The sequence below is a fragment of the Psychrobacter sp. PSP genome, assembly GCF_024085615.1.
Lineage (GTDB): Bacteria > Pseudomonadota > Gammaproteobacteria > Pseudomonadales > Moraxellaceae > Psychrobacter > Psychrobacter pacificensis.
Genome location: NZ_JABLTF010000021.1, coordinates 142,998 through 165,807 on the forward strand (window position 1 = coordinate 142,998; position 22,810 = coordinate 165,807).

Sequence of the window (22,810 nt, forward strand, 5' to 3'; positions counted from 1 at the left end):
TTTGACCATTTTATCTCACTATTTGCCGTCTCTTTTTTATCGCATTACTATGGGGAAAACCATGCCACTGAACACCATCCGCACTAATCTATTCACCACCAAGCCTGTATTGTCTGCTGCCATATTTGGCCTGATGTTGGGAATGGTTGGCTGTAGCAATTCTTCTACAACCGAAGACAGCGTGGAGACAGAGACAACAGAGGCTGGTACTGAAACTGAACAGCAAGCAGCTAATGATGACGGTGCGACCAGTGCAGATGGTCAAACAATTACTATTTATTCTTCACGTAATGAGCAGCTGATTAAACCATTGCTAGATCGCTATACTGAACAGACTGGTGTCAAGATTGAACTTGTCACAGACAAAACTGGCCCACTGATGGCGCGCTTGCAAGCGGAAGGTCAAAACACTCCAGCTGACATGCTACTGACGGTGGACGCGGGTAACTTATGGCAAGCGGCTCAGCAAGGGTTGCTACAGCCAGTAGCGTCGTCTGTGCTAGAGGCCAATGTCCCTGCAAAGTATCGCGATCCAAAAGGTCAGTGGACAGGTCTATCACTGCGCGCGCGTACGATTTTTTATGACCCAAGCAAAGTTAGCGCCGATCAATTATCGACTTATGCAGATTTGGCGGATCCAAAATGGAAAGGCAAACTATGCTTGCGTACTTCTAAAAAGGTATACAACCAGTCACTTGTGGCCAGCATGATAGAGCATTTGGGTGAAGAAAAAACAGAAGCTGTCATCCGTGGTTGGGTTGATAATCTTGCCACTGACGTGTTCAGTGATGATACCGCCATGCTAGAGGCGATTGCTGCTGGTCAGTGTGAAGTTGGTATCGCCAACAGTTACTACTATGGCCGCCTATTAGACGAAAAACCAAACTTCCCTGTGAAAATATTCTGGGCAAACCAAGGCACCACTGGTACACATGTAAACGTTTCAGGCGCGGGCGTGGTTACAGGGTCAGATAATCCAGACGGTACGCTTAAACTGATTGAGTGGTTGTCATCTGATGAGGCGCAAGGCCTTTACGCCAGCTCAGACAAAGAATTCCCAGTCAAAGAAGGGGTGGATGAGTCAGAAATGCTCAGATCTTGGGGCGAGTTCAAAAAAGACGATATCAACGTACAGAAATTTGGTGAGCTACAAACTCAAGCCATTCAAATGATGGACAAAGCGGGTTATAAATAAAAGACTGCCAGTCATCGTGATACCAAGCTCAACATCATCTTTTTTAAAGACAATTTGCTAAAATCTGATGATGAAATGTTTAGTCATGAAACAATGAACGTTTTGAGTTTGGTAGGCGCTTAAAAAGTCTCGATGAGTGAGTATGACACGGTAATGATACTATGATCACAACGCCAGATGCGTCTGTTAGCGAGCAAGATCCAATCAGTAGCAGAGCTGATGACAATCAGACGGTCAGTCAAGACCATGCCCTTCGTAAACGTATTATCTCGAAATCAGTCTTAGGGCTGATTTCGTTGTTTATGCTGGTGCCGATTTTGATCGTGTTGTTGTCGTGGACGCAACCAGTCGCCGATATTTGGACGCATATGGCAGAGTATGTCCTGCCGCAAGTGCTCAAAAATACCGCGATTTTACTGTTTATGGTGGCTGTTATATCGGGGACCATTGGTACGGTTCTCGCTTGGGTAACCAGCATGTACCGCTTCCCTGGTCAGCGGTTTTTTTCGTGGGCGCTCATGTTGCCGCTTGCCATACCGGCTTACGTATTGGCGTTTGTCACTATTGGTATTGTGGATTTTAGTGGGCCGTTACAGACAGGACTGCGCGATTTTGGTATCACGACAGCGATTCCCTCGGTACGTAATGTCTGGGGTGCAGGTTTAGTGTTGTCGCTGGCATTTTATCCTTATGTGTATTTGCTGGCGCGTCAGGCGTTTTTGTCGCAAGGTCGGTGGGCGATTGAAGCAGGCCAGATGCTAGGTTTGAGCCGTAGCCGCGTGTTTTTTCGGTTGGCATTACCGCAAGCACTGCCTTGGATTATCGGTGGCTTATTGCTGGCAAGTATGGAGACATTGGCAGATTTTGGCGCGGTTTCGGTATTCAATGTCGATACGTTTACCACTGCTATTTATAAGGCGTGGTTTGGCTTTTTTAGTTTGACCACAGCGGCTCAGTTAGCAGCCTTGCTCATCGGTGTGATTTTTATTGTAGTACTGTTTGAGCAGTATTGGCAGGCCAAGCGCGGCAGTTCGATTACGCAAGGCAGCAACCAGCGTTTCGACGCCAGTACTCCTGCCAAAATAGGGATGAGCTTGCTATGTACGTTTGTATTTTTGCTGGCTTTTCTAATACCGTTCTTGCAGCTGATTTATTGGACTGCACTGAATTTTCGCCAAGATTTTGATGCGCGCTATATTGATTTTGTGACTAACAGCCTTATGATTGCTAGTATGACCACAGTTTTTATTGCCTTTTTGGCAGTGATTATTGCGTGGATCAAGCGGCAATATCCTGATAAATCGACTAAACTGATGACCACGCTCGCTAATTTAGGCTACGTCGTGCCAGGTACGGTATTGGCAGTGGGTATTTTTATTCCTATTGCGTGGCTAGACAATCAAATGATTGCTTTTGGTATCACCTCGCAGCAGGTGCTCTCAGGCAGTGTGATCGTTATGCTATTGGCATTGTCGACGCGTTTTATGACGGTGAGTTTTCAGCCAGTGGATCGGCAGTTACAACGATTGACCGTTAATCAAGAGGCCGCAGCGAAACTGCTTAGTGACAGTGCGTACCAGCGTTGGCGTCATGTGATGCTACCGGTACTTAGCCCTGGGGTACTAACGGCATTGTTAATGGGATTTGTCGAAGTGATGAAAGAGATGCCGATCACATTGATGACACGCAGGCAGGGCTGGGATACACTGGCGGTGCGCGTGTTTGAGATGACAAGCGAAGGCATGTGGGGGCGGGCAGCATTACCAAGTTTATTGATTGTACTGGTCGGATTGCTTCCAGTTTGGATACTATTGCGTCAAAGTGACAAACACAGCTAACCGCCATTGCTGCTTATAAATATGCCATGTTTAATGGTGCTTGATCCAACTTATATTATCATTTTTACTGCTTTATCCAACATTGTATTTACTAATAGCGAACTGGGATTGTCTATGTACACTGATTCAATGAACGACTCGTCAGACGCTCAGTCAGTAAAGACTGGAGCACGTAGTACTCCTGTCAAAAAATCACCAGTCGTGCAAACTCGGACAACCCAGTCTCAATGTAGCAAGCCTGTAGAACAAGCCGATACTGCGCGCCAAGATACTAAGAGCACTATCGCGACCAATCCATATTTTAGTGTACAAAACCTAATTGTCGGCTATGACGATACTATTGTAGTTAATGGCATGTCGTTGATGCTTGAGCAAGGAGAGATTGGTTGCTTCTTGGGCTATAGTGGCTGCGGCAAGACCACGGCATTGCGAGCGATTGCAGGACTGGAGCAAAGCCGCGGCGGTACTATCCATTTAAACAATCAACGTCTAACGGAAAAAACAGCTCGGGACTCTTTTGCCGTGGCACCAGCCAAGCGCGGCATGGGGATGGTGTTTCAAGATTATGCGCTTTTTGGTCATTTGAGCGTGGCAAAAAACATTGCCTTTGGCCTCAATAAATGGTCAGCGGCTGACAAAAAAGCTCGTGTGGCTGAGATGCTAAGCCTGGTCGAACTGACGGAGCATGCGGATAAACGTCCAAATGAGCTGTCCGGTGGTCAGCAGCAGCGTGTGGCACTTGCAAGGGCGCTTGCACCGAAGCCTAAATTACTACTACTTGATGAGCCATTTTCTAATCTGGACGTGGTATTACGTGAATCCTTGGCAATGAATGTCCGTGACATTCTCAAACGTACCAATACTACGGCAATCTTGGTCACTCATGACCAAAACGAAGCGTTTGCGTTAGCAGATAAAGTCGGGGTAATGGATAAGGGCAGATTGGTACAATGGGCAACACCAAGCGAGCTGTATCATGAGCCTGTCAGTCCTTTTGTCGCTGAGTTCGTCGGCGAAGGCGCGATGATAGACGGTATCATCAAAGAAGGTCGTGTAGAGACGGCGCTTGGCAATATCTATCGCCGCATGGAAGTCTATGATCAATCAGGACAACCACAGTACTGCGAATATGATTATCCAAATGGTACCCCAATCAAGGTACTCGTGCGCCCTGATGACATCATTCATGATGATGATAGTACGCAGACAGCCTTGGTGATTGGGCGAGTGTTCCGCGGTGCCAACTATTTGTACCGTCTACAGTTAGATGACGGACAGTCCATATTATCACTGGTTGCTAGCCATCATAATCATGAAATTGGTTCACATATTGGTATCTTGCCGTTATTGGAGCATGTGGTCGTGTTTGACGAAAAAGAGGTCAATGCCACCACTTGGTCAGAATATGACAGATCATCGAGAGTTGATGAAGACGTTTAGCAGCCTTCACAGCTTTTGAGCGGTTGTCTAAGTTTACCGTTTAGCCAGAATATGCAAATACCGTCCAAGCCATTTGTATGGCTCTAATTGTGAGTAGCGCAGCTCCATCCTTATCACCGCCTCTGGATCGTTATGCCCGCCACGCTTGAGCGGTGCATAGTCATGAAATACCCGTAGACCACTGCTACGTACCGTCTGATAGTCATGCGCCTTCAACCAAGACTCCACTTCTTCTTTAGCAACGGGATGATTGGGTGTGAGGCTTTTCTTATTGTCCGCCTTATAGTCCGTATTATCGAGTAAATTAAAATTTCCCATGATGAGGTTGCGATAATCAAAGCTTGCAGGGTTATAAAAGCACAAAGATAGCGCGCCATCATCGGTTAGATATTGATCAAAGAAGTCCATGACGGCAGCAGGCTCTGCCAACCATTCAAGTAGCGCGTGCGATAGGATCAAATCAAACTTATCGTTTTCTTCTTTACCTAGCGTTTCTTCAAGTGTTTGGTATGGACAGACGTACCATGTGATATCCAGCGCTTGATCGATTTGTTCAGCGTTTGCTTTTGCCTTCTCAAGCATATTTGCTGAGATATCGTTGATGACGACGCTATGACCTTGAGTAGCAAGCTCTATGGCAATTTGTGCAAGCCCTGCACCCACATCTAAGATACGCAGCGGTCGTCCAAGCGCTTCACTCATTTGTGTACTATATTCAACAATATCACGGCGTAATACCGCCAATCGGATTTCACCTTTTAAACCGCCATAGACCTTTTTTTCAAAATGATCGGCAATGGTATCGAAGCTACGATCTGCTCGTGTGTCTTCTGGTGCGGTGGCTTGGTTTAGGCCAAGTTGGTTGTTTTGATGTTCAGTGGTCATAAGGCGTTCAGATCAATAGCGGAGAGGTTGAGAGCAACAAAAATATTCAGTATAGCTTAGCGTTTCAAACGTCTATTAATGACCCATTTAAAGACGATCTTGGCTAAAACAATAATGACAAATACGACGATAACAAATACCCACATACCGTTGCCTTGTAGGTTTTCTTGATAGGCTTTTGCTAAATATGCTGACAAAGCCATGGCGACTAAAAGTGCTCCCCAACGGACATAGGGTACAGCGCGATTGTTATGGTTAGGAAAACTAGCAACATAATCGCTCGAAAAGCTATATAGCACCATTGCTAAAATCCAAACAATCGCAAGAATGATATCCATAATAAAAGTAGCCTGTTAGGTCGTTATTCGAGTTCTATAAAAGATGAGTTAGTGTAACGCTTAGGATTTTTTTGTCCAGCGTCACTAAAAAAATAGCCTCATTGACCTAATTTAAATCATCATATACTTATGAAACCCATTAGCTCATGTTAGAACAATTGGTAGGCTCTGTTCAGCTAAGATGGACGGAGTATCTCTTTGCTCAGCAGGTTGTAAGTTCGTCTGTAAAAATGGCAAAATCAGCCAATCAAAAAAAACCTGTCATTAGAATTATTTTAGAGTGTATGGGTAATTCAAAATATCACTGCAAATGAACCGCCTAGCTTGATTTTAATGGTGGTCAGAACCCCCTAAATCAGCAAATTTGTGCTAAAATAGCTTCTTTTATTAAACATTGTTTTTAACAAAAACCGTATCACTATTTTCCTATTGTTTTGCATGTGTAGCAGTGTTTTTTTATGGTATGTATTTTGATCATGACTGCCCATTTATGTGGCAGTATTTTTATATGATCTGTGGGTGCCATAAGCGATGTGTCAACGTTAGAAAAAAATGTGAGTGAAGGAGTGTATATGAGCGAATCGGTCAGTCCTATTGGCATCGTAGATGAACTAAAGCAATCCTATCTGGATTATGCGATGAGCGTGATCGTCTCGCGTGCGCTGCCTGATGTGCGTGATGGGTTCAAACCTGTACACCGCCGTGTGATGTATGCCATGCACGTGTTGTCTAATGATTATAATAAGCCGTACAAAAAGTCTGCCCGTGTGGTTGGTGATGTGATCGGTAAGTACCATCCACATGGCGATAGTGCTGTCTATGATGCCATCGTCCGTATGGCGCAGGATTTTAGCTTGCGCTACCCAATGGTTGATGGTCAAGGTAACTTTGGTTCGATCGATGATGATCCTCCGGCAGCGATGCGTTATACCGAAGTACGTATGACCAAGCTGACTCATCAGATGCTGGCAGATTTGGACAAAGATACGGTCGATTGGGAAGACAACTACGACGGCTCTGAGCGCATGCCAAGCGTGATGCCAGCGCGTATCCCTAACCTATTGGTCAATGGCGCGACAGGTATTGCTGTTGGTATGGCGACCAATATGGCACCGCATAACTTGACCGAAGTGATCAATGCTTGTTTGGCGTATGCCGAAAACCCACAAGTTTCAGCCGAAGAGCTGATGTCACATATTTCAGGTCCTGATTTCCCTACAGGCGGTATTATCTATGGCCGTGCAGGTATCTTAGATGCTTACCGCACGGGTAAAGGCCGTTTGCATATTCGTGGTCGTTATCATATTGAGCCGATGAGCAATACTGGCGTCAACCGCGATCGTGAGCGCATCGTATTTACCGAAATCCCTTATCAGGCGAATAAAGCCAAATTGATTGAGCGTATCGCAGAGCTTGTTCGTGATAAAAAAATCGAGGGCATCAGTGAGATTCGTGATGAGTCTGACAAAGACGGTATGCGTATCGCTATTGACTTGCGTCGCGGCGAGACTGCCGAAGTTATTGTCAATAACTTGTTCTTGCAGACGCCGCTTGAGTCTAGCTTTAGCATCAATATGGTCGCGCTAGACAATGGTCAGCCAAAGCTATTGACCTTGCGTCAGCTTATCGCTGCATTTGTCCGTCATCGTCAAGAAGTGGTGACGCGCCGTACGATTTATGAATTGAACAAAGCCCGCGTCCGTGGTCATTTGCTAGAAGGTTTAACGGTTGCATTAGCCAACATCGATGAGATTATTGCGACGATTAAAGCCTCTGCAAACCGTGGACTCGCCCGCGAAAGCTTATTGAATAATACATGGGGTTCAGGCAGTGTCGTTGCGATGCTCACGGCTGCTGGTAGTCAGTCAGTACGTCCTGAGTTTATCGATGGCGAAGATCCTAAAGCGCCGTTTGGTCTGATCGAAGGCGAAGAGCGTTATCGCTTGTCACTTGAGCAGGTCAATGCGATTTTAGACATGCAATTACATCGTTTGACGGGCCTTGAGCAAGATAAATTGACCGAGGAATACCAAGACTTACTACGCGAAATCACTCATTTAGAGTCTATTCTTGGTGATTTTGATAAGCTGATGAGTATTATCTCTAATGAGATGATCGAGATTCGTGATAACTTTGGTGATGAGCGTCGCACCGACATCATCGACTCACGCATGGATCTCAGCCGTGAAGACCTGATTCCTGAGCAAACCGTTGTGATGACGGTGTCGCGTACTGGCTATGCCAAGACTCAGCCAATTGATGACTACGTCGCACAAAAGCGCGGCGGCAAAGGTAAGTCTGCAACGGCAATGAAAGAAGATGATGTGATTGATCATCTGGTCGTGACCTCAACGCACTCTACGGTATTGTGCTTCACAGACAGTGGCCGCGTCTTTAGCTTACGTGGGTTTGAAGTGCCGATTGCCAGCCGCGGTGCTCGTGGTCGTCCGTTGGTCAATCTAATTGGTTTAAATAGCGACGAAACCGTTACGACGATATTGCCGATTCCGCAAATGTCTGAGGAAGTTAGCGGCCGCTTTGTCTTCTTTGCAACCGCCAATGGCACAGTCAAGCGTGTTGAGCTTGAACAGTTTGCCAATATTCGCTCGAACGGCTTGATCGCGGTTGGTCTAGAAGAGGGTGATAAATTGGTCAGCGCTCGTATTACCAACGGCAATCAAGAAGTGATGCTATTTGCTTCAAGTGGTAAAGCGATTCGTTTTGATGAGAATGATGCTCGTGCGATGGGCCGTACAGCGAAAGGCGTCCGCGGTATGCGTTTGGCTACTGATGAATTTATCAAATCATTGGTCGTTATCGAAGATGATGTACATGAAATCCTAATTGCTTGTGAAAACGGCTTTGGTAAGCGTACCCTTATCGAAGAGTTTAATACGCAAAACCGTGGCGGTGGCGGTGTTATCGCCATTAAGACCAGTGAGCGTAATGGCGCATTGGTGCGAGCGACTAAGGTTGACGCTACCGATGATATTATTTTAATCTCTGACAAAGGAACGCTAGTACGTACGCCAGTTGAGCACGTTGCGAGCTCTGGTCGTAACACTCAGGGTGTCACGCTCATTCGTCTGCCAAAAGATGAAAAATTGGTCGCTATGGCGCGTGTTGAGCACGAAGAGGGTGATGATGAATTAATCGATGCGATGAAAGAAGATGGCACGTTTGAGGTGGAAAGTCAGGAGCAGATAGATATCGATACCGCAACTGACAATACTGCTTTGAGCGATGCCAACGACGCTATCGATATTGCCAACGATTACACATTGGATAATGATGCAGTAGACGATGACGAGTAATAGTCTTGGTAGTTAGCTTTTCAGTCTAGTTTCTGATCATTGTCCTAGAAAAAAGCCTCTGACGTTGTCGTCGGAGGCTTTTATTTTTTATTCACTTTTTCTTAATAATGTACATAGGATTTTACTTTTAAGGCTGTTGTTATGCTTACAACCAATCAAACTTTTCAGGGAACTGTCGCAGCGGTATCGTCGAGCTTTTTATTCTCGATGATGTTTTTGTTTGGACTGTTTATGCTGCCCTTAACGGGGACACAGGTAGCCTCATGGCGCGTGCTGATGATGTTGTTAAGTTTGGTCATCTTGCTCAGTTTGACTAAGCAATGGCAGCATGTCTTTGATTATATAAAGACGCTTAAGACCTTGAAAGAATGGCTGATATTTATATTGCCTGCACCGATCTTAGGCGGCCAGATTTGGTTGTTTATGTGGGCACCTGTGAATGGATTTGGACTGGATGTCACCTTGGGCTATTTTTTATTGCCACTTGTGATGATTGTGCTTGGTCGGTTTTTTTATCGTGAGGATATGAGTGTCTTGCAGTATGCGGCAGCAACACTGGCAGCGCTCGGTATTGGCTACGACATTGTTCAATATGGTTCGGTGTCTTGGGTGACGCTATTTGTATGTTTGGGCTATCCGCCGTATTATCTATTGCGCCGCACGCTTGCTGTACCGCCCATTACTGGCTTGTTGTTTGATTTGACATTGCTGACGCCCGTGGTATTGATCATGCTTTATCTCACTGGTGGTTTTAGTGTGGCGGCACAAAATATGAAGTTTTGGTACCTACTGCCATTGCTGGGTGCCTTTAGTGCACTGGCAATGTCGCTAACGATGATTGCGAGTAGCAAGTTGCCGGTCTCGCTATTTGGGGCGCTGAGCTACATAGAGCCGCTACTGTTATTTGTGTTGTCTATTACCGTTCTGAGTCAAAGTCTTGATGAAGGTGGCTCGCTCTTTATGTACGGCATGATTACACTTGCCCTAGTGGTCATGATAATCGATAGTGCGATAGGCTATCTCGTTCGTCAGCGTAATGACCGCTTGCATGGATATAGAGAGCCGCAGGTAGGAGGCTTTCCACCGCGTCGTCATTTTATCAATCAGCGTATCGATGGTGTGCTAAAAGCGCATCGCTTTCGTAAGATTCGTCGTTATCAAAAAAAGATGGATAAGATACAGCAAAAACTCGAACAACTTGATGCAAAATAAGGACTTACGAGCATTAAATTTGCTTGATAACGACATTGAGATACTAGATGCACACTGGTATTGCTTATCTATTTTGACTTTGACATAATGCCGCCCATAATGTAGCAGGATACATTAATAGCGTTTATCTTAGATTGCGCGACCACCCTATATAAAAAAGCCTCAGACGTTATCGTCTGAGGCTTTTGTTTTTTTTAAAATTGCAAAGGATGTGTCCCAATCTCTAAAGGCTGTTGTGATGTTGATTACTAACCAAACTTCTCAGGGTGCGATCACTGCTGTGGCTGCAAATTTTTTATACTCATTGCTATTCCTATTTGGTTTGCTGTTGCAACCGTTATCAGGTACGCAAGTTGCTTCGTGGCGTGTGCTCACGATGTTTTTTGGTCTGGTGCTGCTGGTGGGTGTGCTAAAACAGTGGCAGCATATTTTTGATTATCTAAAAACCTTAAAAAATGCCAAAGAGTGGTTTTTATTCATACTACCCACTCCGATTTTGGGGGCGCAAACTTGGATGTTTATGTGGGCGCCAGTCAATGGTTTGGGTCTTGAGGTGACGTTGGGTTACTTCTTATATCCGATGATCATGATCGTGGTTGGTCGATTTTTTTATAATGAGAGTATGAGCTTGCTACAGTGGGCTGCGATTATATGCTCAGGTCTCGGTATCGCTTATGATATCTTTGAATATGGTGCGATCTCTTGGGCGACTTTGTTTGTGTGCTTGGGTTATCCGCCACGCCGCCGTCTCAAAAATCGCCGTATTAAGGGCGTGCTAATGGCGCACCGCTTTCGCCAAATCAAAAAATATCAGCAAAAGATCGATAAGATGACGCGCAAGATTGAAGCACTGTCTGTGATTGTGACTAAAACTGGTGCCTCCTAGGTTTACATAAACCTGACTTACAAGGCAGTATCTTGGTCATTGTCCTACAAAATTGCAGTGTCAAAGGGGCATAAATTACGCTATTATCGAGCACAGTGGTGTCATGTTTAATTCAAAACGTGGCGCCATATTTAAGAGATTATGGCTGATTTAAAACAATATATAACTAGGACGGTTTATGTTAACTCTGCATCATTTAAACAATTCGCGCTCGTTTCGTATTTTATGGCTACTAGAAGAGTTGGAGCTGGATTATGAGCTGACAACCTATGAGCGTACGAAGGCGTATCTTGCACCTGAGAGCTTAAAAAAAGTGCATCCGTTGGGACACACGCCGGTGCTTGAAGTGGGTGATCGCGCTTTGGCTGAGTCCGGTTTTATCATTGAATACCTGCTCAGACACTATGATAAAGAGCATCAGTTTAAGCCGGCTGATGATAATGAAGCGGCGTGGGAAGATTATACTTTTTGGTTGCATTTTGCCGAAGCCACGGCGATGCCACAGTTAGTTATGCGTCTGGTATTTAGTAAAGTCGTTGAACGATCGCCTATGCTGATCAAACCGATCAGTAAAGGTATTCGCAAACAAGTTGAAGATGGCATGATCAACAATAATATTATCAACAACCTAAATCTGATGGAGCAGCATCTCCAAGACAGTCATTGGTTTGCAGGGGAGACGTTCAGTGCCGCTGATATTCAAATGTATATTGTGGTAGCCGCCTCTAATGCGCGTGCAGGTATGGATCAATCTAAATACGCTAATCTATTAAATTGGCTCAAACGCTGTCAAGAACGCCCCGCTTTCAAACGTGCTGAGGCAAAGGGCGGAACACCGCAGTTTTAAAAGATACTTGTATAAACACTTAAACACCTCTCAATACTTGAGGTGATATTAGATAAAAGGTTTTGTTTATTCATAAGCAAAGCCTTTTTTAGGATAAAATAATGACAGACTTGAATACATCGCATCATGCAAAAACAAAGAAAGACACAGATGCTAAGCAGTCGCTAGATCATAACTTGCAAAATAGGCAACCGGTTGATAACCAGCAAGTATCTATCAAATCTTGGTCACAAAAACTACTGGTTGTAATTTTGTGCGCCGCTAGTTTTTATGGTGGCTGGAAATCTTATGAATCTAATATGGTTAATGAATGTACGGCCAATGGTGGGCAAATGGTTGACGGTCAAAAAACCATGATATGCCAACGGTCCTAACCCGTGCCTCTAATAAATAAAAGACATGACCTATGCTGAAATTAACCTTTTTGGGCACCTCCGCAGGCGTGCCGACCAAGCAGCGTAATGTAACGGCATTGGCAATCGAGTGCTTGAATCCTCATGCGTCTGGTTCATCAAAAGGCAACCAGCCGCATAGTAACAGTCAAAATAAAAAGTCGCGCCCGTGGCTACTCATCGATTGTGGCGAAGGCACACAGCAGCAATTACTGCATACCAAACTCTCCTTACGTCAATTGACGGCGATTTGTATTACCCACGTCCATGGCGACCACTGTTATGGCCTGCCAGGGCTGCTGGCGAGTGCCGCGATGTCAGGTCGCCGTGAGCCATTGACGCTCATTGCACCAAAAGCCATCTCGGCGCTGCTTGATGCCTTTATCTTACATACTGAATTATATCTGCCATTTACCCTCAACTTTGTGTCGATAGAGGATCTGTTGTCGCAAGAAGTTAATGTTAATAAAGGTACAGTAAAAATCGACTTGGATAATCAACATCAGCTGATAATAGAGATTTATCCGTTATCACATCGCGTGCCATCTCATGGATTTGGTATCACGCAGACCATCAGCCGTCGCACGCTCAATACAGGTAAACTTATAGCGGATGGTGTTCCAGCAAGCGCGCTTTGGGGCAAGCTACAACAAGGTGAAAATGTCATCACTGAGGATGGTCAGCACTTACATTCAGCAGACTATGTTCATGATGATGTGCAGCGGACAAAGGTAGTAATAGCAGGGGACAATGACACGCCAGAGTGTTTGAGTGAAGCAGTTATGGATGCGGATTTGTTGGTGCATGAGGCCACTTATACGCATGAGGTCATGATGGCCATTCAAGCCCGCAACCCTGACTTTGATCCTATGCATAGTAGCGCGCACATAGTGGGCACATTCGCGCAAAAGATGAGCTTGAAAAACATCATTTTGACTCACTTTAGCGCTCGTTATCAGAGCTTTGATAATCCAGATAGCGAAACGCCAAATATGGCCTATATTCGCTTAGATGCGCAAAGTGTCTACCAAGGCAATATATGGCTGGCAGAAGATTTTGCTCAATATAGCGTCAATGGGGCTATCGACTTGGCAGATAATCAAGCGGGTAGTCAAAAGGAGAGTCGCGTGCAGTATGTAGGCTCTGCACGCAGCAATTAGGCATAACTGTAAAGAGATAGTTTCAAAGATATGGCTTAGCGGCTAATATGGCTTAGCGGCTGATATGGCTTAGCGGCTATGATTTACGGTCTTCAATAGCCAATTGTGTTTTGCCGCTCCAGTAACGACTGAATTGATAAGCCACTCGACCTGAGCGTCCACCGCGTTCAGATGCCCAGCGCAAGGCGTCCATTCTGATTTTGTCAGGTAGATTTTCACCGTCCACATCCATTTCAATATCAGTATCAATGCGAGCTGAAATTTTCCGTTGCTCTAAATTTAGATAATGCTGCACAATCTGTAAGTAAGTCTGCTGATCCATAGGATGAAAGGTCAAGGTCAAGCCAAATCGATCTGATAATGACACGGTCTCGTCAATGGTCTCGTAAGGATTGACTTCATCCGTCTGCCCATTATAAATATCAAGATTGTCCTTCATCATTTGTGGTAGCAAGCGACGGCGATTACTGGTGGCATAGACCAGTAGCTTGTCTTGCTCAGAATCAAGCGCGCCATCAAGCACGCTTTTTAGCGCCCGATAACTCTCATCTTGACCGTTAAATGCCAAATCATCACAGTAGACGATATAGCGACAAGCGCAGTCCGCTGGCAGCGCATTAATCGCGGCACGAATCTTGTCTAGCACCTGTAGATCATCACGCGCAATCTCGATAATGCGTAACCCTTCACTGTGATATTCTTGCAGTAGGGCGCGAATCAGCGAGGATTTGCCGGCACCACGTGTCCCTGTCATCAGGACGTGATTGGCAGGATAGCCTTTGAGAAACTGGCGGGTGTTTTGTACCAGTTTTGCTTTTTGCACATCAATACCTTGCAAATCATCCAAACTCAAAAATAAATTGACAGACAAAGGCTGTAGGTGACCAGTACGTCCGCCGACCCAGCGATACGCAAGCTGGCTTGGGTCAATCTCAATGGTTGGTGTGACGTGCTCTTGCAGATACTGGCTAAGCAATGCTAATAAAGGGGCGGGCAGGGCATAATTGTTAGACTGTGACATAATGACTCTAGCGGTAAAGTGGCGGTTGGGTAAAACGATAGTGTGCGATTGCGACTCTATAATATGATGAGAGATAACACTGTGAAAAATAGTGCCAGTAATTTGCCTATTACACAAGCCTTGCAAGCGCAATCTGGACAACTATTGCCAGTCATTACCCAAGCATTGTCAGAGTTACAATATACCCAAATAGTGCATCAGCGTATCAGTCAACAATACAGAGAGGGAAGCACAGAGCAAACCCAAGAGAGTAAAACGCAAATTACCAAACAACGCAGCAAGCAAAGCTGCTATCAAGGTATAACGCGTGCACGCCATGTAGAGTATGGTAGCGTGATAATTAAATGGGAGCTACGTGCCACTTCAGTTAGACTTCAAAGTGTCTCAGATTTAACTCATGAAATAAGCGTGTTGCAAGCGTTATATACTTCGCAGAAAACCCAAGTTAGCTCTATTACGCCACCTCTATTGGCCTATCATAATGTAGAGGTCGACACATTAGAACAGAGCCAGCAGTTAATGGTATTGGTCATGCCTTATTATGAAAGCAGCAGCTTAGCTAAGCTGTTGAATCACCATGTGTCATTAACAGACAAGCAAAAACATGATTTGATCAAAGAGTCTGCTCATTTAGTCTGCAACCTACACAACGCTGGCTGGCTTCATAATGATATTAAACCCAGTAATATTTTGCTCAGTGATAATCTAACAAGTCACGCCGATAGTGATTGTATAGTGCCTGACTTACTATTGACAGATTTTGCATTAGCCCAAAGAAATGATCGACCAAACGCAATAAATTTTTCTGGCGGAACACCAGCATATTTGGCACCTGAGCGCTGGCAAGGACAAAGAGCAACGATACAAAGTGACATCTATGCCTTCGGTATCATGATGGTTGAAATATTGGTAGGGAAGCGACCATTTAATATAGACCCTCAAAGTAATCAGTCCATGACAGATTGGGCCATTCAGCACTGCCAGCAGTCTATTCCAAAATTACCGCTAGAGTATGTTCGCTATCAAAGTATTGTTGATAAAGCATTGGCAAAGCGAATAGAGAAAAGGTATCAAAGTATGGATGAGGTGATAGCAAATTTATAAAGGTTATAACTAGAAATGCTAAATGACAGACACAAAAAAACCTGCTAAAAAGCAGGCTTTAATATTTGGTCTAAGATGTACTATCCGAAAATGGTGGGGCTGGAGAGACTCGAACTCTCACACCTTGCGGCGCCAGAACCTAAATCTGGTGCGTCTACCAATTCCGCCACAGCCCCATTTTCCGTTACTCTATCATCAAAAGCGATTAAGTTCAAACGCTATCTAGACAGTTAACTGATTCGGTAGTGCGTCTCAGTGGTTGGCTATTATATAGAGTTTGAATTTCTGGTCAACCCCTATTTGCGATTATTTTTAGTTATTTTGCATTTATTTTCACGTATTTTTATAAATAATTGATATTAATGGCTTTTTAATATTGCGTTTTAAGCCTTTATTTACTCCTTGGATGGCACTCTGGGTGCAGAGATATCTAACTGCTGTAATTTACGGGTCAGGGTATTGCGACCCCAACCAAGTAAACTTGCTGCCTCTATCTTTTTGCCACCACTATGGTTGAGTGCTGCTGTTAGCAAGACCCGCTCAAACTCAGGCGTGGCCGTTTGTAGAATATCAGTTTCGCCTGTATTGAGAGACTGCTCAGCCCAGATAGCAAGAGCTTTTTGCCAATTTGGACTGGCAGGAGTGTGAGTGACTTGATTATTTTGGCTGTAATTATTTAAGTCGTCTTTATTTTGCAGTTGAGGGTTTTCTGCATTTGCTTGTGGTGACGAGTCGTGTTCTTGGTCTAGCTCTGAGTCTAGAGGCGTGTTTTCTAATAGCTCTGGTGGCAAGTCTGTGGCCATCACGGTGTCGCCCGTGGCCATCACTGTCAGCCATAGGCAGACATTCTCAAGTTGACGCACATTGCCGCGCCAGTCAAAGGTCTGCATCATCTGTAAGGCCGCAGGATGCAAATGTTTCGGTGTTGTGTTCATTTGCTCAGCTGCCGACTGCATAAAGTAGGTCGCTAATGCAGGAATGTCTTCGGGGCGTTTACGCAGTGGTGGCAGCGGTAGACGAATGACATTGAGACGATAAAACAAATCTTCACGGAAACGATTTTGTTTGACTAATTCTTCTAAGTTCTGGTGAGTGGCGGCGATGATACGGACATCTACTTGGATCGGCTGCTGTCCACCAACGCGATAAAACTCGCCATTGGCCAGTACGCGTAACAGACGTGTTTGGGTACTAAAGGGCATGTCGCCAATTTCGTCCAAAAATAACGTACCGCCATTAGCCTGCTCAAAACGTCCTTGACGAGTTGTCGTTGCACCAGTGAACGCGCCTTTTTCGTGACCAAATAATTCAGACTCAATCAAATCATGTGGTATGGCTGCCATATTAAGTGCGATAAATGGTTGCTGTTTGCGCGGTGAGTGCTGATGCAAGGCACTGGCAACCAACTCTTTACCTGTTCCTGACTCTCCAGTAATTAAGACCGAGATGGGGGACTGCGCCAATCTACCAATGGCACGAAACACGGTTTGCATGGCTTGTGACTGACCGATGATACCGCTCGGATTGCTATTAGCTTTAGAGGCAGTTGTCACCTCAGCTTTATTTTTGCTGTGTTTAGAGTTTGTACTGGTAGGTGCTTCAGGTGTTATATCACTGTCGGCGCGCGCGTCAGTCGCGATATGGGTATCAGATTCGTTCGAATAATGAGCTAACGCCATATTTGGCTGGTAGTTGATCGCTTTATAGATAGTGGCAACAGCATCATCTAGGTCAAAGGGCTTTGGCAAGTATTCAAACGCACCGGTCTGATAGCTATTAATCGCAGAGGTGAGGTCTGAGTGCGCTGTCATAATGACAATCGGCATGTCCGGAAAGTGCTGGTGTACCCAGTCACTAAATGACAATCCATCCATCATTGGCATACGAATATCAGTCAATATTACGTCTGGCAGCTGTGTGGCTGATTCTTGCTGTTTTAGCGCATCATTGAGCCGAGTCCATGCTGCCTGCGCTTGGGTAAAACTGATAACGGTCAATCCAGCATCTTCAAACGTATCGGCCAATACCATACGCAGCGCTGCATCATCGTCGATTAACCAGAGCGTTGCAGGCTGATCGCTGGGTGCATTATTGACGGTGACTATTGGAGAGTGTGCATCGCTTTTAGGGTTTTGGTTGTCACTGTATTGGGTCATGTATCGGGCCTAATGAGCAATTGTTATTGTCGGTTTGGGATTGGATGTCTTACAATTTAGCAGTTTTATGCCGCCATGTGTTCTATGATTCAGTGACGGGCTGGGTAAAAGGCAGATATAGTGTAAAGCGTGTTTGCTTGCCGTTCGCCTCCTCTGTAGAGCTCACATCAATCATACCATGATGATGGCTGATAATATCTTGTACGATAGATAAGCCAAGGCCAGTACCTGCTGCACGGCTGGTCACCATCGGAAAAAATATTTGTCCGATAAGTGCCGGATCAATGCCCGAACCATTGTCAGTGATAGTGATTTGCAGCACTTGCTTGTGCTGCTGCCCAACAATCGTATGCTGAAAGGCAACGCGCGTTTGAATGTGCAAGGTTGGCTGATAAGCAGTCTCTCTATCGGTCTGCACATCGGTTAATGGTAACTCCTTAGACGCAGAGAGCTTGTTCTGCTGTAGCGTTTGCTCAAACTCAGTCATAGACTCACACGCATTATTCATAATATTTAAAAATACCTGAATCAATTGGTCTTTGTCAGCACACAACTCAGGCAATGACAAATCATAATCCCTCTGTATCGTCACTTGTGGGTATTGACTGACTACCAAGGTCAAAACATGCTCTAGTGGTTCATGGACATTCAGCGTTTGCCAGTTTGGCAGCTGATTTGAGCCAAGCAGTTGAGCAATCAGATGTGTCAAACGGTCAGTTTCTGAGATGATAATATCGGTATAGTTGCGCAGTTTTTGATTCATCTTATGTAAATCATCGTTTGTGCCAGCGCTAGTGTCCTGTGAGATGCTGAGCGCGTTAGAGTGACTGTTAGCCGCCGTCGTATTCGCATCACTGAATTTAATAAACTGTCGCTGTAATAACTGCGCTGCACCCCGAATGCCCGCAAGTGGGTTTTTGATTTCATGCGCGACCGACCGTAGCATGTGACGAGCAACCGCATATTGCTGCTGCTGGCGCTGCTCCTCTGAGATGCGACTTTGGCGGTCTTTGCCCCACATCTCGATAATAAAATACGACTGCTGCTCGTAGATAACAGGCGTCACGCTATAATCGACTGAGAGTATTAAGTTGCCATTCAAAGGCGTTTGGATGACATGATCATGGTCAATAAAAGGCTGTTGGTAGTTTTGTGCTTGATTGAACCGCTCTGTCAAAGAGTAGAGGGGTTCATCCAGAGGTTTGTTTTCACTATCATCACTGACATTGTCGATAGAAGCATTTTCTTTTAGTTTTAATTCATCGGGTGCCAATAGCGTCAAGATAGACTGGTTAATTAACCTCCCACTACTAATAGCCAGTAATTGCTCCGCTTGAGCATTTAAACGGGTTATCGATAACTGATCATTGACCCACAAAATAGCGGTGAATAGATGCTGTGATACGAATGCTAAATCAGGGTTGGTTTTGGTGGTGATAAAATCAGCAGTCATGGATATTGCCCAGAAAAATAGGATATTTGAATCAATATTTAACCATAAATCAAGACTATAGAGCGGCAAAACTGGTGATTTTTGCAAAAAAAACGTACAATGCGCTCAGCCAATTTATCTCTAGCAAGGTCAGCCATGTCCAAAACTTCTACCGAGTCAGTGAACACGACAACGACAGCCCCTACGTCAGCCGTAAAAGACACTGCCACTATCTTTAATCCTGCAAAGCCATCAATACCGCAAGAGCAGAGTCAGACAGATGTCAGTCAAACACATACTGACCAGCCTTATCATCATAAAGCCAACCACAATCAAAACCGCAGCATTACTCAAAGCAGCCACGCTACTTCAGCCTCGACGGCTAATGCAACTGCCACGATGCCAGTGAGTGCAGCGCCAAAAATTGGGTTTGTGTCACTAGGTTGCCCCAAGGCCTTGGTGGATAGTGAGCGTATCATCACTGAGCTGAGCCGTGATGGCTATCAAGTTGCAAGCGACTATGACGGTGCAGATTTGGTCGTGGTCAACACCTGCGGTTTTATTGAGTCAGCGGTGCAAGAGTCGCTTGATGCGATTGGCGAGGCCATTAGTCAAAACGGCAAAGTAATTGTCACAGGCTGTCTGGGCAAAGAAGCGGAAAAAATCCGTGAGATGCATCCCGCTGTACTCGCAGTGACAGGCGCGCATGCCTATGATGAAGTGATTACAGCCGTTGCACAGCACGTGCCAAAGCCAAATCGCAGCTTGGATGCCAATTACGACCCAAAAATAGACTTGATCAATGAAGCGGGGGTCAAACTGACGCCCAGTCATTATGCGTATCTAAAAATCTCAGAAGGCTGTAACCACCGCTGTACGTTCTGTATTATCCCAAGTTTGCGCGGTGATCTCGTGTCGCGCCCGATTGATAATGTCATGAACGAAGCCATGGCGCTCAAAAAAGCGGGCGTGAAAGAGTTGCTTATCATCTCGCAAGACACCTCAGCCTATGGGCTGGACCTCAAATATAAGACCAGCTTTTGGAATGGCATGCCGCTCAAGTCTAAGTTTTATGATTTATGCCAAGCCTTGAATGATCTAGGCATTTGGGTGCGTCTGCATTATGTTTATCCATACCCACATGTAGACAAAGTCGTCGAGCTGATGGGCGAAAAGAAACTGCTGCCTTATCTCGATATTCCGTTTCAGCATGCCAGTCATCGTATTCTAAAAGCAATGAAACGCCCTGCGCACAGCGAAAATACCTTGGCTCGTATCAAAGCATGGCGTGATATCTGCCCTGATATCGTGATTCGCTCAACTTTCGTAGTTGGCTTCCCAGGCGAGACTGAAGAAGATTTTCAGTGCTTGCTTGATTGGCTGGTCGAGGCGCGACTTGACCGCGTGGGGGCATTTACGTATTCAGAAGTAGAAGGTGCTGTCGCCAATGATTTGCCAAGCCATGTGCCTGAAGACGTCAAGCAATCTCGCTACGAGCGTTTGATGGCGCTGCAACAAGAGATCTCAGCGCAAAAACTACAAGAAAAAGTCGGCAAAACCTTAATGGTATTGGTTGATGAGATTGATAGTGATGAGAATATCGCTATTTGCCGCAGTTATGCTGATGCGCCTGAAATTGACGGGCATGTCTATGTTGATGACATTACTGCTCAAGTCAAAGTTGGGCAGTTCCTGACCGTGACGATTGATGATGCCAGCGAATATGATCTATTTGCCAGTTATCAAGGTTAAGTGTTCGACAAGATATACGAGTGAAAATTGCCCAATAGCGGGCAGTTTTTGCTACAATTAGCGCAATTTAGCCTGTTTAATACGCTTGTCTTTAAGTGCAGCGTTACGGGCAAACCTGATTTGTGTTTTACCCATAATTTTCTTTATAATTTCATGATAATAAGGTGACCTCATGTCTGACAAAAACCCGCGTTACGCCCGTATCTTGCTAAAACTCTCTGGTGAAGCCTTGGCTGGTAGCAAAGACATGGGTATTGATACCGAAGTGCTCGATAAAATGAGCCTGTCTATCGCTCATTTGCGTGGACTAGGTGTTCAGGTTGGTATCGTGGTTGGCGGTGGCAACTTATATCGCGGCGCACAATTACAAAAAGAAGGTTTGGTTGGCCGTGTGACGGGTGATCAGATGGGTATGCTAGCCACTGTCATGAATGGTCTGGCGATGCGTGATGCGCTTGAGCGTCGTAATATCAAAACGCGTTTGATGTCTGCATTGCCAATTGGTGAGGTCACCGAAAGCTATAGCAGTCGTAATGCGATTCGCTATCTCAAAAATGGTGAAGTGTGTATCTTTGTTGCTGGAACAGGCAACCCATTCTTCACCACTGATACGGCTGCTTGTTTGCGTGGTATCGAGATTGAAGCCGGCTTGATTTTGAAAGCGACTAAGGTTGATGGCGTTTATGACAAAGACCCAAGCCTCCATACTGATGCCAAAAAATACGACGGGCTCACCTTTGATGAAGTGTTAGAGCAGAAACTTGGCGTGATGGATTTGACGGCTATCGCGCTATGCCGCGAGCATAACGTACCGCTACAAGTGTTTGATATGACCAAACCTAATGCATTGCTAAATGTCATCATGGGTGAAAACGAAGGCACACGCGTTTTTCATTAATTAATTCCCTGAATTGATGTAGCGTTGATCGGTCACTTCAGAGAGTGGCTAATAACAAAAAGTAGCTAATAACAAATATCCCAATAGCAAATAAAAAATTTGTCGATAGCGATAAATAAGGACACACAATGATTAAAGAGATTAAGCAAGACGGCGAAGCACGCATGCAAAAAACGTTGGAAGCGCTTGAGAGCACTTTCAGTAAAGTTCGCACTGGACGTGCACACCCAGGTATGTTGTCAGGCGTGATGGTCAGCTACTACGGTGCACCAACCCCCCTAAACCAAGTCGCCAGCGTGAACGTTGAAGACTCACGTACGTTATTGGTTCAACCGTTTGACCGTACGATGGTACAAGCAGTAGACAAAGCCATTCGCGAAGCAGATTTGGGCCTAAACCCAATGACAGCGGATGTGATTCGTGTGCCCATGCCAGCGTTGACCGAAGACACCCGACGCGATATGCAAAAACTTGCTCGCGGAGAAGCAGAGAGCAGCCGTGTGTCTATCCGTAATATTCGCCGTGATATGATGAATGACATCAAAGATCTAGCAAAAGAGAAAGAAATCTCAGAAGATGATGAGCGCCGTGCTAACGATGACATCCAAAAAATCACTGACAAGTACATTGAAACTATCGATAGCCGCCTCAGCAAAAAAGAAAGCGATTTGATGGAAGTTTAATACTGATCCATTTGGTATTTATAGCAAGAATCAATTCGGTAGATTATCTGTAATTTAGCAGCCAATACCTTGTAGTTATTGGCTGTTTATTATGACATGGATAATATGATTTATTAATGTGAGTGCAGTTTACTGATATTTCTCAAATATATTGTAAGCTATAAAAATTTTGATCGCTAAATTATGATAAATTTGTGAATTATTTACATGGCGCTTTTAATCGCCACTGCACACGTTATTATTATTTTACCTTAACA

General features: G+C 45.0%; 18 protein-coding genes and 1 tRNA gene. 13 read left to right on the top strand and 6 right to left on the bottom strand.

What is annotated here, in order from left to right; translation table 11 throughout:
- The first annotated feature begins 61 nt into the window (after positions 1-61).
- From HL061_RS12425 to HL061_RS12435, 3 genes are all read left to right on the top strand, one after another.
- Positions 62-1,195: an extracellular solute-binding protein gene (locus HL061_RS12425; RefSeq protein WP_071003425.1), complete on the top strand. Its 1,134-nt coding sequence runs from the start codon at positions 62-64 to the stop codon at positions 1,193-1,195.
- 161 nt (positions 1,196-1,356) lie between these two features.
- On the top strand, positions 1,357-3,033 hold the full coding sequence (locus HL061_RS12430; RefSeq protein WP_252962894.1) for an iron ABC transporter permease: 1,677 nt from the start codon (positions 1,357-1,359) through the stop codon (positions 3,031-3,033).
- A 114-nt stretch (positions 3,034-3,147) separates the two neighbouring features.
- The gene (locus tag HL061_RS12435; RefSeq protein WP_252962895.1) at positions 3,148-4,473 is read left to right on the top strand and encodes an ABC transporter ATP-binding protein; all 1,326 of its coding nucleotides are present in this window, start codon (positions 3,148-3,150) and stop codon (positions 4,471-4,473) included.
- A gap of 33 nt (positions 4,474-4,506) precedes the next feature.
- Here HL061_RS12435 and HL061_RS12440 read toward each other — a convergent pair whose 3' ends face one another.
- Both HL061_RS12440 and HL061_RS12445 read right to left on the bottom strand, forming a co-directional pair.
- A complete protein-coding gene (locus HL061_RS12440; RefSeq protein ID WP_071003429.1) occupies positions 4,507-5,358 on the bottom strand; it encodes a methyltransferase domain-containing protein in 852 nt (283 codons plus the stop codon).
- Positions 5,359-5,414: 56 nt separating this feature from the next.
- The gene (locus tag HL061_RS12445) at positions 5,415-5,696 is read right to left on the bottom strand and encodes a hypothetical protein (protein WP_058025545.1); all 282 of its coding nucleotides are present in this window, start codon (positions 5,694-5,696) and stop codon (positions 5,415-5,417) included.
- 572 nt (positions 5,697-6,268) lie between these two features.
- Between HL061_RS12445 and gyrA the strand changes: the two genes are divergently transcribed.
- The 6 genes from gyrA (at position 6,269) to HL061_RS12475 (ending at position 13,507) form a co-directional block, all read left to right on the top strand.
- Complete coding sequence (gene gyrA, locus HL061_RS12450) at positions 6,269-9,010, top strand: DNA gyrase subunit A (protein ID WP_071003431.1); 2,742 nt, start codon at positions 6,269-6,271, stop codon at positions 9,008-9,010.
- A gap of 141 nt (positions 9,011-9,151) precedes the next feature.
- Positions 9,152-10,222: an EamA family transporter RarD gene (rarD, locus tag HL061_RS12455; RefSeq protein WP_252962896.1), complete on the top strand. Its 1,071-nt coding sequence runs from the start codon at positions 9,152-9,154 to the stop codon at positions 10,220-10,222.
- A gap of 238 nt (positions 10,223-10,460) precedes the next feature.
- Positions 10,461-11,108: a hypothetical protein gene (locus HL061_RS12460; RefSeq protein WP_227517157.1), complete on the top strand. Its 648-nt coding sequence runs from the start codon at positions 10,461-10,463 to the stop codon at positions 11,106-11,108.
- A gap of 178 nt (positions 11,109-11,286) precedes the next feature.
- Positions 11,287-11,955: a glutathione S-transferase gene (locus HL061_RS12465; RefSeq protein ID WP_071003437.1), complete on the top strand. Its 669-nt coding sequence runs from the start codon at positions 11,287-11,289 to the stop codon at positions 11,953-11,955.
- 101 nt (positions 11,956-12,056) lie between these two features.
- Positions 12,057-12,329: a hypothetical protein gene (locus tag HL061_RS12470; RefSeq protein ID WP_071003439.1), complete on the top strand. Its 273-nt coding sequence runs from the start codon at positions 12,057-12,059 to the stop codon at positions 12,327-12,329.
- A gap of 32 nt (positions 12,330-12,361) precedes the next feature.
- Complete coding sequence (locus HL061_RS12475; protein WP_252962897.1) at positions 12,362-13,507, top strand: ribonuclease Z; 1,146 nt, start codon at positions 12,362-12,364, stop codon at positions 13,505-13,507.
- Positions 13,508-13,583: 76 nt separating this feature from the next.
- On the opposite strand, the gene HL061_RS12480 is transcribed toward HL061_RS12475, so the two are convergent.
- On the bottom strand, positions 13,584-14,528 hold the full coding sequence (locus HL061_RS12480) for an ATP-binding protein (protein WP_240365268.1): 945 nt from the start codon (positions 14,526-14,528) through the stop codon (positions 13,584-13,586).
- Between the two features lie 81 nt (positions 14,529-14,609).
- Here HL061_RS12480 and HL061_RS12485 point away from each other — a divergent pair, with 81 nt between their 5' ends.
- Positions 14,610-15,632: a serine/threonine-protein kinase gene (locus HL061_RS12485; protein ID WP_252962898.1), complete on the top strand. Its 1,023-nt coding sequence runs from the start codon at positions 14,610-14,612 to the stop codon at positions 15,630-15,632.
- A gap of 91 nt (positions 15,633-15,723) precedes the next feature.
- Here the strand turns inward: HL061_RS12485 and HL061_RS12490 are convergent.
- The 3 genes from HL061_RS12490 to HL061_RS12500 form a co-directional block, all read right to left on the bottom strand.
- Positions 15,724-15,808: transfer RNA gene (locus HL061_RS12490), tRNA-Leu, on the bottom strand.
- A gap of 219 nt (positions 15,809-16,027) precedes the next feature.
- Entirely contained in the window at positions 16,028-17,788 is a 1,761-nt protein-coding gene (locus tag HL061_RS12495; RefSeq protein ID WP_252962899.1) for a sigma 54-interacting transcriptional regulator, read from the bottom strand.
- A gap of 82 nt (positions 17,789-17,870) precedes the next feature.
- Positions 17,871-19,241: an ATP-binding protein gene (locus HL061_RS12500; RefSeq protein WP_240365219.1), complete on the bottom strand. Its 1,371-nt coding sequence runs from the start codon at positions 19,239-19,241 to the stop codon at positions 17,871-17,873.
- A 135-nt stretch (positions 19,242-19,376) separates the two neighbouring features.
- On the opposite strand from HL061_RS12500, the gene rimO reads away from it, so the two are divergent.
- The 3 genes from rimO (at position 19,377) to frr (ending at position 22,553) form a co-directional block, all read left to right on the top strand.
- The gene (rimO, locus tag HL061_RS12505; RefSeq protein WP_240365218.1) at positions 19,377-20,972 is read left to right on the top strand and encodes a 30S ribosomal protein S12 methylthiotransferase RimO; all 1,596 of its coding nucleotides are present in this window, start codon (positions 19,377-19,379) and stop codon (positions 20,970-20,972) included.
- A gap of 172 nt (positions 20,973-21,144) precedes the next feature.
- Entirely contained in the window at positions 21,145-21,870 is a 726-nt protein-coding gene (pyrH, locus tag HL061_RS12510) for a UMP kinase (RefSeq protein ID WP_071003450.1), read from the top strand.
- A gap of 128 nt (positions 21,871-21,998) precedes the next feature.
- Positions 21,999-22,553 carry a ribosome recycling factor gene (gene frr, locus HL061_RS12515; RefSeq protein WP_075106244.1) on the top strand — a complete coding sequence of 185 codons (555 nt, stop codon included), beginning with the start codon at positions 21,999-22,001 and terminating at the stop codon, positions 22,551-22,553.
- Positions 22,554-22,810: the final 257 nt, after the last annotated feature.

Coding starts and splice junctions, on each gene's coding strand:
- HL061_RS12425 (WP_071003425.1), top strand. CDS start 62: ATGCCACTGAACACCATCCGCACTAATCTATTCACCACCAAGCCTGTA.
- HL061_RS12430 (WP_252962894.1), top strand. CDS start 1,357: ATGATCACAACGCCAGATGCGTCTGTTAGCGAGCAAGATCCAATCAGT.
- HL061_RS12435 (WP_252962895.1), top strand. CDS start 3,148: ATGTACACTGATTCAATGAACGACTCGTCAGACGCTCAGTCAGTAAAG.
- HL061_RS12440 (WP_071003429.1), bottom strand. CDS start 5,358: ATGACCACTGAACATCAAAACAACCAACTTGGCCTAAACCAAGCCACC.
- HL061_RS12445 (WP_058025545.1), bottom strand. CDS start 5,696: ATGGATATCATTCTTGCGATTGTTTGGATTTTAGCAATGGTGCTATAT.
- gyrA (WP_071003431.1), top strand. CDS start 6,269: ATGAGCGAATCGGTCAGTCCTATTGGCATCGTAGATGAACTAAAGCAA.
- rarD (WP_252962896.1), top strand. CDS start 9,152: ATGCTTACAACCAATCAAACTTTTCAGGGAACTGTCGCAGCGGTATCG.
- HL061_RS12460 (WP_227517157.1), top strand. CDS start 10,461: ATGTTGATTACTAACCAAACTTCTCAGGGTGCGATCACTGCTGTGGCT.
- HL061_RS12465 (WP_071003437.1), top strand. CDS start 11,287: ATGTTAACTCTGCATCATTTAAACAATTCGCGCTCGTTTCGTATTTTA.
- HL061_RS12470 (WP_071003439.1), top strand. CDS start 12,057: ATGACAGACTTGAATACATCGCATCATGCAAAAACAAAGAAAGACACA.
- HL061_RS12475 (WP_252962897.1), top strand. CDS start 12,362: ATGCTGAAATTAACCTTTTTGGGCACCTCCGCAGGCGTGCCGACCAAG.
- HL061_RS12480 (WP_240365268.1), bottom strand. CDS start 14,528: ATGTCACAGTCTAACAATTATGCCCTGCCCGCCCCTTTATTAGCATTG.
- HL061_RS12495 (WP_252962899.1), bottom strand. CDS start 17,788: ATGACCCAATACAGTGACAACCAAAACCCTAAAAGCGATGCACACTCT.
- HL061_RS12500 (WP_240365219.1), bottom strand. CDS start 19,241: ATGACTGCTGATTTTATCACCACCAAAACCAACCCTGATTTAGCATTC.
- rimO (WP_240365218.1), top strand. CDS start 19,377: ATGTCCAAAACTTCTACCGAGTCAGTGAACACGACAACGACAGCCCCT.
- pyrH (WP_071003450.1), top strand. CDS start 21,145: ATGTCTGACAAAAACCCGCGTTACGCCCGTATCTTGCTAAAACTCTCT.
- frr (WP_075106244.1), top strand. CDS start 21,999: ATGATTAAAGAGATTAAGCAAGACGGCGAAGCACGCATGCAAAAAACG.